This window comes from Marinobacter sp., assembly GCF_040904845.1.
GTDB lineage: Bacteria > Pseudomonadota > Gammaproteobacteria > Pseudomonadales > Oleiphilaceae > Marinobacter.
In genome coordinates this window covers 1-10,327 of record NZ_JBBDSR010000022.1, presented here as the reverse complement: position 1 = coordinate 10,327, position 10,327 = coordinate 1, and the positions used below count along the sequence as shown (strand labels likewise).

11 protein-coding genes and 2 tRNA genes are annotated in these 10,327 nt (G+C 58.6%); 3 read left to right on the top strand and 10 right to left on the bottom strand.

Annotated elements, in window-relative coordinates; genetic code table 11:
- The first annotated feature begins 69 nt into the window (after nt 1–69).
- Nucleotides 70–270 carry a hypothetical protein gene (locus WD429_RS02625; protein WP_368420621.1) on the top strand — a complete coding sequence of 67 codons (201 nt, stop codon included), beginning with the start codon at nt 70–72 and terminating at the stop codon, nt 268–270.
- Nucleotides 271–371: 101 nt separating this feature from the next.
- Here WD429_RS02625 and WD429_RS02620 read toward each other — a convergent pair.
- The 10 genes from WD429_RS02620 to WD429_RS02575 all read right to left on the bottom strand — a co-directional run bounded on the left by WD429_RS02620 (nt 372) and on the right by WD429_RS02575 (nt 8,360).
- Nucleotides 372–448 (bottom strand) — tRNA-Met (locus WD429_RS02620).
- Nucleotides 449–687: 239 nt separating this feature from the next.
- Nucleotides 688–1,413: a 4'-phosphopantetheinyl transferase gene (locus WD429_RS02615; RefSeq protein ID WP_368420620.1), complete on the bottom strand. Its 726-nt coding sequence runs from the start codon at nt 1,411–1,413 to the stop codon at nt 688–690.
- Nucleotides 1,414–1,434: 21 nt separating this feature from the next.
- Nucleotides 1,435–2,526 carry a redox-regulated ATPase YchF gene (gene ychF / locus WD429_RS02610; RefSeq protein WP_368420619.1) on the bottom strand — a complete coding sequence of 364 codons (1,092 nt, stop codon included), beginning with the start codon at nt 2,524–2,526 and terminating at the stop codon, nt 1,435–1,437.
- 35 nt (nt 2,527–2,561) lie between these two features.
- Nucleotides 2,562–3,149, bottom strand: coding sequence for an aminoacyl-tRNA hydrolase (gene pth, locus WD429_RS02605; protein ID WP_368420618.1), 588 nt, complete (start codon nt 3,147–3,149; stop codon nt 2,562–2,564).
- 30 nt (nt 3,150–3,179) lie between these two features.
- Nucleotides 3,180–3,824 carry a 50S ribosomal protein L25/general stress protein Ctc gene (locus tag WD429_RS02600; RefSeq protein WP_368420617.1) on the bottom strand — a complete coding sequence of 215 codons (645 nt, stop codon included), beginning with the start codon at nt 3,822–3,824 and terminating at the stop codon, nt 3,180–3,182.
- A gap of 190 nt (nt 3,825–4,014) precedes the next feature.
- Nucleotides 4,015–4,965, bottom strand: coding sequence for a ribose-phosphate diphosphokinase (locus WD429_RS02595; protein ID WP_368420616.1), 951 nt, complete (start codon nt 4,963–4,965; stop codon nt 4,015–4,017).
- Between the two features lie 52 nt (nt 4,966–5,017).
- A tRNA-Gln gene (locus WD429_RS02590) sits at nt 5,018–5,092 on the bottom strand.
- Nucleotides 5,093–5,113: 21 nt separating this feature from the next.
- Nucleotides 5,114–5,977: a 4-(cytidine 5'-diphospho)-2-C-methyl-D-erythritol kinase gene (gene ispE / locus WD429_RS02585; RefSeq protein ID WP_368420615.1), complete on the bottom strand. Its 864-nt coding sequence runs from the start codon at nt 5,975–5,977 to the stop codon at nt 5,114–5,116.
- Nucleotides 5,974–6,612: a lipoprotein insertase outer membrane protein LolB gene (lolB, locus tag WD429_RS02580; protein WP_368420622.1), complete on the bottom strand. Its 639-nt coding sequence runs from the start codon at nt 6,610–6,612 to the stop codon at nt 5,974–5,976. Before lolB ends, ispE begins: the two co-directional genes overlap by 4 nt.
- 2 nt (nt 6,613–6,614) lie before the next feature.
- Entirely contained in the window at nt 6,615–8,360 is a 1,746-nt protein-coding gene (locus WD429_RS02575) for a tetratricopeptide repeat protein (protein ID WP_368420614.1), read from the bottom strand.
- Between the two features lie 224 nt (nt 8,361–8,584).
- Here WD429_RS02575 and hemA point away from each other — a divergent pair, with 224 nt between their 5' ends.
- Together hemA and WD429_RS02565 are read left to right on the top strand one after the other, a co-directional pair.
- The gene (hemA, locus tag WD429_RS02570) at nt 8,585–9,871 is read left to right on the top strand and encodes a glutamyl-tRNA reductase (RefSeq protein WP_368420613.1); all 1,287 of its coding nucleotides are present in this window, start codon (nt 8,585–8,587) and stop codon (nt 9,869–9,871) included.
- Nucleotides 9,868–10,327, top strand: a 460-nt coding sequence (locus tag WD429_RS02565; RefSeq protein ID WP_368420612.1) for a PCRF domain-containing protein, incomplete at its 3' end; no start/stop codon positions are given. The genes hemA and WD429_RS02565, both read left to right, overlap by 4 nt.

Genomic DNA, 10,327 nt, shown 5'->3' with positions numbered 1-10,327 from the left:
GGGTTCCGCGTGTCGGTCTCCTGAGTGCACACAGAAACGCCCACTCCTGGCTAACACGAGGTGCTCAACATGGAATCAAACAACTATCTCAAGATCGACAACCAGCTGGACGAAATAACCGCGATCGCCAAGGAACAGCAGGAACTAGACAGCCTAGCCTTAACAGACCTAAGCGCAGAAAAATGGCTAGACCTCAAGGATGAATGCGAAGCCAGATACCAGAAACTCGGTAAGTGGATCGTCGACCAGATAAAGGATTGTCCATTCTAGCCAGGAGGCCCCGAAAGGGGCCCATTACACCTCTAGGAGAGGCAAAATGGGGGGCAAGAACGAAAAAAGGGTCATGGCCGAAGCCATAACCCTTTGAATACTGGTAGCAAGGGGCGGAGTCGAACCGCCGACCCCGGCATTATGAGTGCCGTGCTCTAACCAACTGAGCTACCTTGCCATCACTTCACCAATGGAAGCGGCGCGTATCTTATGGTTGGGGGTGGAAGCTGTCAATACCCTGCCGTCCAACCTGGTTCATACATTCTCGGATTGTAAGGTCTGATCCGGTTTTATTTGTTTATTAAACAAAGGGTTAGTTGAATTCAGCGACGCCGGAGAAGTTTTCAATTCTTTGCGACTTTTCCCTTTCGAGTTCTCAGCCGTATCCGTGTCGAGCCTTGAATTATAAATATAAATTCAAGAAACGTTCGCCTTGACGACGACAAGACTGACCAGGCGATCGCGCTCCTGCACAAATCGGGCGTCCAGTTCTGTTTCGGTTGGCCAGTCTCTGGAAAGGTGGGTGAGCAGGCGTAATCGGGCGGTGCCGTCCGGATGCCATGACAGCAGCTCCGCATGCTCAAAGTAGAAGCGCTTCTGAACCAGGGGGTAAAGTGCTTTGAAGAGCGTTTCCTTGAGGCAAAATACCAGGGTGATGAAATGCCCGGCCTGATGGGTCAGTTCCGGCCGGAACCGTGCCTGTTCCGACGGTGTCAGGATTTGCCGGCAAAGCGGCAGGGCGCGATCATCAGACATGATGATTTCCGCATCCAGACCAAGCCCCGCGTAGTCACTTTGCTGGCCAATAATTGAGGCAGCCCAGCCCTGTGTGTGGGTGATCGACCCCACGCAACCCGTTGGCCATACCGGGGCTCTGTCGTCACCAAGGGCGGGCACGGCGGGCTCTCCGGTTGCCCGCCGCAGCCCTTCCCGGGCGCAAAGCCGGCCGGCCAGATACTCGGTCTGGCGCTTGGCGACGGCCCGTTGCAGCGATGGCGGCGGGACTATCTGGCTGCGCTTGAAGTCCTCGGGGGTGAAGTGGTCGGGCTCGAAATCCAGGCTGATTAAATGAAGGCCCGGCAATGCCTGTGGCCAAGGCCACCGGTCCTCCGGGTTGCTACAGCATGCTGGCACGAAGTTCATCGTCAACGCCCCCCGGTTCAATCAGACGTTGAACCGGAAGTGGATTACGTCACCATCTTTGACGATGTAGTCCTTACCTTCGAGCCGCCATTTGCCGGCATCCTTGGCACCGGCTTCGCCGTTGTACTGTACGAAGTGGTCGTAGCTGACCACTTCAGCGCGGATAAAGCCTCGTTCAAAGTCGGTGTGGATCACGCCGGCTGCCTGGGGCCCGGTGGCACCGACCCTGACGGTCCAGGCGCGCACTTCCTTTACGCCGGCGGTAAAGTAGGTCTGCAGGTTCAACAGGCCGTATCCGGCGCGGATAACGCGATCAAGGCCCGGCTCTTCCATGCCCATTTCATCCAGGAACATGGCTTTTTCTTCGTCTTCGAGCTCGGAGATCTCGGCTTCCATCTTGTTGCAGATGGGCACCACCACGGCGTTCTCGGATTCGGCGATTTTTCTGACGGTGTCCAGGTGAGGGTTGTTCTCGAAGCCGTCCTCATTGACGTTGGCAATGTACATGGTGGGCTTGACGGTCAGCAGGCACAGTTCGCGGACGAGCGCCATCTGATCCTTGTCGAGGTTCATGCTGCGCACGGGTTTGCCTTCGTTCAGCACCGGCAGCAGTTTCTCGAACATGTCCAGTTGGGCCTTGGCTTCTTTGTCGCCACTCTTGGCAACGCGCTGCACCCGCTTGATGGCTTTTTCCACGGTGTCCAGATCGGCCAGTGCCAGTTCGGTGTTGATCACTTCGATGTCGGAGGCGGGATCGACCTTGTTGGCTACGTGGATGACGTTGCCGTCTTCAAAACAGCGAACCACGTGGGCAATGGCGTCGGTCTGGCGAATGTTGGCCAGAAACTGGTTGCCCAGGCCTTCACCCTTGGAGGCACCAGCGACCAGGCCGGCGATATCCACGAATTCCATGGTGGTTGCCACGACCTTTTCCGGCTTCACGATTTCGGCGAGCTTGTTCAGGCGTGGGTCGGGCATGGCCACCACACCGGCGTTGGGCTCGATGGTGCAGAACGGGAAATTTTCCGCGCCGATGCCGGATTTGGTCAATGCGTTGAACAGGGTGGATTTGCCGACGTTGGGGAGGCCGACGATGCCGCAGTTAAATCCCATGGAGTGCCTCTGCTGGTGCTGAAAATTTGGCCGGATTATACCGGTTTAAAGCTGTGCAAGCGATTCATCGCTGCGGGGAGCTTTCCGCTGGCAGCATCCGGGAGCACGCGGATGATCTCATCAATCACGGCGTTCAGTTCTTCGGTTTCCCGTTTCCCGAGGCGACCAAGTACGTAGCCGGTGACTTTGCGGCTGTCGCCGGGATGGCCGATGCCAACGCGCAATCTCTGGAACTCGTTGCTGCCCAGGTGAGCAATGGTGTCCCGCAGGCCGTTGTGTCCGCCGTGTCCGCCGCCTTTCTTGAGTTTGGCGGTGCCAGGGGGAATGTCGAGTTCGTCGTGGGCGACGAGAATTTGCTGGGGTGCAATCTTGAAGAAGTCCGCCAGAGCCTTGATGGCCAGGCCGCTGCGGTTCATGAAAGTGCTGGGGTTTAACAGGTGCAGGTCGAGACCCTGCCACTGAATGCGGGCGTAGAGCCCATGGTATTTGCGTTCGGGGCGGAGCGGCGGGCCCGCTGGGCGGGCCAGCGCTTCGACGAACAGGGCACCGGCGTTATGGCGGGTATTCTCGTAGTCAGCCCCGGGATTCCCCAGACCAACCACCATGACAATATCCTGCGCCATTCGCCGTCGCCCTCATCAGACCAGGAGTGATTACTCCTTGTTTTCGCCTTCTTCACTTTCTTCGCCGCCTTCGGCGTCATCAACCTTGGCACCGCGCGGCTTGTGAATAGCCACAACGGGCAGGTCGTGATCTTCGCCCTGAAGCAGGGAGGCAATCTTGACGCCTTTCGGCAGTTTCAGGTCGCTCAGGTGAACTACCTGGTCCATTTCGACCGTGGCCATGTCCACTTCGAGGAACTCAGGCAGGTTCTGTGGCAGACAGATCACTTCCACTTCGTTGATCTGGTGGTTTGCTACGCCGCCCTGAAGCTTGATGGCCGGTGCTGTTTCTTCGTTGAGGAAGTGCAGCGGCACGTTCACGTGGATCTCGTGATCCTTGTCAACGCGCAGGAAGTCAGCGTGTGAAAGCAGCGGCTTGTACGGGTGACGCTGCAGATCCTTCAGGATCACGCTTTCTTTCTTGCCTTCCAGTTCGATGGTCAGAACGTGAGAGAAGAAGGCCTCGTTCTCCAGAGCTTTTTTCAGCTCGTTGTGCCAGATGGAGATAGAAACGGCTTCTTTATTACCGCCATAGACGATGGCCGGGATTTTCCGTTCCTCACGACGCAGGCGGCGGCTCGCACCTCTCCCCTGATCGCCACGAGGAAATGCTTCAATAACAAATTCCTGGGACATGATATGTACCTCAATCGTCACTCGAACTGCCCGCGACCAGGCGTTTGAACGGGTGATATTTTTGAATAGCCTCAGAAAACTTTCTTCGGCTGACTAAAAGAGTCGGGAGCCTTGCAGGGCTCCCGACTCAGATACTGTTTCAGCGTAATGTAACCTGCTGAGAAATCGCGCTATTTCCGGATAAATCGGATCAGACGTTCTCGAACATGGCACTGATGGACTCTTCGTTGCTGACGCGACGAATGGACTCTGCGAGCAGGCCCGCCATGCTGAGGACGCGGATTCTATCACAATTCTTCGCTTTGTCACCCAGCGGGATGGTGTCACAGACTACCAGCTCGTCCAGTTCGGAGGCGCTGATGTTATCGATCGCGGGGCCGGAAAGAACGGGGTGGGTGATGTAGGCCACTACCCGGGCAGCGCCATGCTCTTTCAGCGCTTTGGCGGCTTTGCACAGGGTCCCAGCGGTATCGATGATGTCGTCCACCAGGATGCAGGTCTTGTCTTTCACATCACCGATGATGTGCATGACCTGGGATACGTTGGCTTTCGGACGGCGCTTGTCGATGATCGCCAGGTCGGCGTCGTCAAGGCGCTTGGCGACCGCCCGTGCGCGGACCACGCCGCCCACGTCCGGGGAAACCACCACGAAATTTTCAAAACGCTGTTTTTCAATGTCTTCCAGCATGACCGGCGTGGCGTAAATGTTGTCTACCGGAATGTCGAAGAAACCCTGGATCTGATCGGCGTGCAGGTCGAGCGTCAGTACACGGTCCACGCCGATGCTGGAGATCATGTCGGCCACAACCTTGGCGCTGATGGCTACCCGTGTTGAGCGAACACGACGATCCTGGCGAGCGTACCCGTAATAGGGAATGACCGCGGTAATTCGCGTGGCGGAGGCGCGGCGCAGGGCGTCGGCCATCACGATCAGTTCCATCAGGTTGTCGTTGGTGGGGTAGCAGGTGGGCTGAATGATGAACACATCATGGCCCCGCACATTCTCATCGATCTCGACAGTGGTTTCACCGTCGCTGAAACGGCCTACCGTGGCCTGACCCATGGGGATATGGAGTTTTTGCGCAATAGCTTTGGCAAGGTCAGGGTTGGCATTGCCAGAGAAAATCATCAGTTTGGACACGACGGCATCCTTCTCGGTATCGGTGATTGATTCAGAAGAAGCGGGAGAAAGGTGGCTGGGGTGGCAGGATTCGAACCTGCGCATGACGGGATCAAAACCCGTTGCCTTACCACTTGGCGACACCCCAGTATCGTGCTTTTGCTTGGCATCATCTCAGCTCTGTCAGCTTTCGGTGTAGTGGTGATAGGTTCACCCCTTTAGCTACGAACCCGGTGATGCCGGAAGGTTTGCTTGCCCAAACATTTTGGGCTTTGGATTCTGTTGGGAAACGTCCAAATATGCAAGCCCCGGTTCCGGTTAATCTTGCAGGTCCGAATTGTGAAAGCCATTCCAGGCTCTGGTTAACCTCCGGATACAGTGTACGAACCACATCCTCACAGTCGTTTCGGTACCTCGAGGCGTCTCCCTCAAAAGCGGGCGCTATTTTGATTCTAGGGGTGTTCCTTGTCAACCCTTGCTCGGAAAAAATCTTGCCAGTGTTTATATCGCACGCCGGTTTTAGAACCAGAAACCAGTCCCTGGGAGGGGTGGCCGGAGTGAGCTGTTCGCCCACACCTTCGCCCCAGGCGGCATGGCCGCGCACGAATACCGGCACGTCGGCCCCGAGCTGCAGCCCGAGTTCCGCCAACTGGTCCAGGGACAGCCCCAGTTGCCAGTATCGGTTCAGCCCGAGCAGGGTTGTCGCTGCATTGGAGCTGCCCCCGCCAAGGCCACCACCCATGGGCAGGCGCTTATCGATGGACAGCACGATGCCCGGCAAGGTCTCTTGCCGGGTACTGGCGAGCAGGCGCGCAGCTTTCAGAATCAGGTTGTCGTCGTCGGCCACACCGGGAACAGGCGATTGCAGGCGGATGTCGCCGTTGGCGTCCGGCATCGGTACAAAGGTGATGTTGTCGCCGTGGTCCAGAAACTGAAACAGGGTCTGCAGTTCGTGGTACCCATCGGGGCGACGGCCGACAATGTGCAGGCACAGGTTAAGCTTGGCCGGTGAGGGCAGCGTAAATGGCGTCACCGGGACGGTTCCGTGGTTTCGTTCCAGCGGGTAACCACCATTCTGACGCGCTTGTCGTCCTTGATAGCGGTAATCCGGGCAGGCAACTGTGGGTAGCCATCGATAAAGGACCGCCAGCGGTCATAGCGAATCTCCCAGCCTTGCTGGCGGATCATGGCGAGCTGGTCGCTGTTATCAAACAACAGGCGGAAGTCGCCCTCTGGCCCTGGCAGGCCGCGAATCCACCACACCAGGCTGTCGATGGGCAGTTGCCAGCCGGTGGCGGCTTTGATCAGGGCCTCCGGATCTCCGGAACGGTAGGTTTCCCCATCGGGCAGGGTCAGGGAAATAAACCCTGGAACACCCTCGAGCCGGGTGCGCCCCATGCCCAGGAAAGATGATGACAGTTCGAGATCGTAGCCACCGCGCTCCTGAATCCAGTGATTGATGATGGCGGTACCACTGTCTGAGGGCTGTTTGACCGCCAGCTTCCCGCTCAACTCCCAGGTGTCGAACGTTTTGAGCTGTTCGCTCCGTTCGGTCCAGTCACCGGGGGGCTGGTCTGTCAGGCCTTCTGGCAGTGGCTCAAGCTGAATGGAGGTACAGGCACCCAGAAGCAGGCTGGCAGCCAGGACTAGCAGGTGCGGGCGGAACATACTCAAGGTTGTTGTTCTCCTGTCAGCCGTTCGATGGTCTCGATCAATACCGGGTGGCCGGGGTCGACATCAATGCCTTCTTTCCAGATGATTCGGGCCTGATCCTGCGCCCCGGACGTCCACAGCACTTCACCGTAATGGGCGGAGACCTCCGGGTCCGGGTAGGCGGCCCAGGCTTCTGACAGATACGCCAGGGCTTGCTGCTCTTGCCCCTGCAGGAACAGGACCCAGCCCATGCTGTCCAGGATGGCGGGGTTCTCGGGGTCTACGGCCAGTGCCCGCTCTATGAGGGTGCGCGCCTCGTCCAGCCGATCGTTGCGGGTGGTGAGAATGTAGCCCAAGGCATTGAGGGCAACCGCGTTTTCCGGGTCCTGATCAATGATCTGGCGCAGATCTTCCTCGGCGTCGCCCGGTGAATCCATGCTGTCAAATAGCATGGCGCGGGCGTAGCGGATGCTGACGTTCTCGGGGAAGGCCTCCAGTGCTTCGGTGGCGGTCTCCAGGGCCCGGGTTTCCTGGTCCTGATCCAGCAGCAGGTTAACCTCAAGCAGCCAGAAGTTTTCGGCCTGGCCCGGGTTGGCTTCTCGCAGCTCACGGATATTCGCCAGTGCCGAGCCGAGCTCTCCCTGTTCTGCCAGAAGGGTGCTGGCGCGGGCCAGGGCGGGGAAGTAATAGTTACCGTCTTCCACGCTGCGGTAATAACCAATGGCCTGATGGGGCTGATTTTCCTCGTCAGCGATTCGCCCGAGGTAGTAGTGAGCTTCACTGGTATGGTGCCCCTGTTCGATCAGCCGAGTCAGGTCTTCCCGGGCGAGATCTTTCTGGCCATTTTCGAGTGACACCAGCGCGTGTGACAGGCGTAAACCGGGGGCGTCGGGGAAACGTGTCATCAGGCGCTTGAATTCATCCTGGGCGGCCTGTAATTCGCCTTCGCCGATGAGCATGCGGCCATACAGAGTGCCCATCTGGCGGTTGGCGGGAAAGCGACGTGTGTTGACCAGCAGGTGGTCAAGCGCCTCGCGCCTGTCGCCGACCTGGTAGAGCAGATCGCCTTTCAGAATGATGGCCGGCTGGAACGTTGGTTCGCTTTCCAGCAGCGCCTCAATACGCCCCAGGGCGCGCTTCGGTTGTTGTGTCACTTTGAGGAGCAGGGCGGTACTGTATTCCAGTTCGGGGGTCTGGGGGTGGCGCTCGGCCATCTGCTCATACAGGGTCAACAACTCACGTTGCTGTTCCGGGGGCAGGTTGGCGGCCATGGCGGCAAGGCTGTCGAAATCGGCATCGCCCCCCAGGTCCATGATCTGTTCCATGTGCCCCAAGGCGGTTTGCAGATCGTTGTTTTTCACCGCCTGGATGGCGGATACGCGGTGAGCCTGAAGGTTGTCCGGGTCGACCTCCAGCCACAAGCTGGCAAGTTGGCGCTGGGCGTTGTCACCATTGAGGGACTGGGCAATTCGCATGGCCCGTTCAATCACGCCCTCATCGCGGGACTGTTTCGCGGCGTTCAGGTAGTTCACCAGGGTTACGTCATAGCGACCCCGTTGCGCCGCCACTTCGCCTGACAGCAGCAGGTACAGAACTTCCGGTTCGAAATCGGCGTAGCGGATCTCGGGCTCCGCTGCGATAGCCTCGGTTGTCGTGTCTTCGTCGCTGGTGCCGGATTGGTCGGGGTTTCCGTTCAATGCGGCACAACCGGTGAGTGACAGCCCAAGAAGGCAGGAAAGATAAAACCGAGCGGATCTATGCATGCAACATCCCGTATCCTGATTACAGCGCATCTGAGACAGTCAGCCCGGGTGTTCAGGCGACCATGCCGTGCCAGGCTCCTATGATGGCACAAGCGCCTGATATTGCCCAACCTGTCCGCACTTCCCGAACTCTCGGGGGTTTTGGGTGGCTACCACGGCGATGGCCCGGTAAAATGCCGGGAATCGACCGTCCGCATTCTGGTATAAGGCTGCTCATCACCAACATGGCTCTGGTTACGCTGGGAATCAATCATCGCACCGCACCGGTGGAGCTGCGTGAGCGCGTGGCGTTCACGCCAGAGCGCATGGCCGAGGCGTTCTCTGAGTTGCGCGCCATGTGCGGTGCCAGCGAAGCGGCCATACTGTCTACCTGTAACCGCACCGAACTTTATATAGCCGGTGACGATCACTGCGGGCCGGTCATCCTGCGCTGGCTGGCGGGCTTTCATGATATGGACGCCGCGGAGCTTGAGCCGGCGCTGTACCTGCACCGGGATGGCGATGCGGTTCGGCACATGATGCGGGTTGCCGCCGGTCTGGATTCCATGGTGCTGGGCGAGCCGCAGATTCTCGGCCAGTTGAAGGACGCCTACTCGTTAGCGCGGGAGCATGGGGCCAGCGGCACGTTTCTTTCCCGCCTGTTCGAGCACACCTTTTCTGTGGCCAAGCGGGTGCGTACCCAGACCGCCATTGGCGAAAATCCGGTCTCGGTGGCCTACGCAGCGGTCAGTATGGCGCATCATATTTTCTCGGACATGTCCCGCAATAAGGCATTGCTGATCGGTGCCGGCAAAACCATTGAGCTGGTCGCCCGCCATCTCGCGGATGCCGGGGTGAAGGATTTTCTGGTGGCGAATCGGACCCTGGAGCGGGCTCAGTCGCTGGCGGAGTCCCGTGGTGGCAAGGGTATTCTGCTGTCTGAAATCCCCGCTCACCTGCGGGATGTGGATATCATTATTTCGTCTACCGCCAGCCCGTTGCCAATTCTCGGTAAAGGGGCCGTTGAGCGGGCGCTGAAAGGCCGCAAACACCGTCCGTATTTCATGGTCGACATTGCGGTACCCCGGGACATCGAGCCGGAGGTGGCCTCGCTGGCTGACGTCTACCTTTATACCGTTGACGATCTGAGGCAGGTTATCGAAGACAACATTCGCTCCCGCGAGGGGGCCGCCAGGGAAGCCGAGAACCTGGTTGCGGACGGCGTCCAGGATTTTTTGAGCCAGCTCCGGGCGCTGGACGCGGTGTCTACCCTCAAGCAGTTCCGGCAGCGCGCGGAAACCCTGCGTGACGTCGAGACGGACAAAGCGCTGCGGGCCTTGCGCAACGGCGGTGATCCGGAAACCGTCATGCGCAGCCTGGCCCGGGGCCTCACCAACAAATTCCTCCATGAACCTTCCATTCAGGTTCGCAAGGCTACAACCGAAGGTCGCAGTGAAGTGACCGAGTGGCTACGAGAATTGCATCAGCTGGATGCCGAAGACGTCGACGTTACCACCCCGGAAAAACTATGAAACCATCGATTCAGAATCGCCTCGAGCAACTGTCAGACCGCTTCGAGGAAGTCAGTGGGTTGTTGAGTGATGCCAGCATTATTGCCAATCAGGACCAATTCCGGGACCTCTCCCGGGAGTTTGCTGACATCGAACCGGTTGTTCATTGCTTTCAGGCCTGGAAGGCGTCTCTGGCAGACATTGAAGCCGCCCGCGAGCTGGCCCACGATGGCGACGCCGATATGCGGGAAATGGCCGAGGAGGAGCTGGCGCTGGCGGAGCAGAAAACCGATGAGCTGGATGAAGAGTTGCAGCGGTTGATGTTGCCGAAAGACCCCAATGACGGCAAGAACGTGTTCCTGGAGATACGGGCCGGAGCCGGCGGTGATGAAGCCGCCATTTTTGCCGGGGACCTGTTCATAATGTACCTGAGGTATGCCGAGCGCCGCCGCTGGCAGGTGGAAGTGATCAATGAAA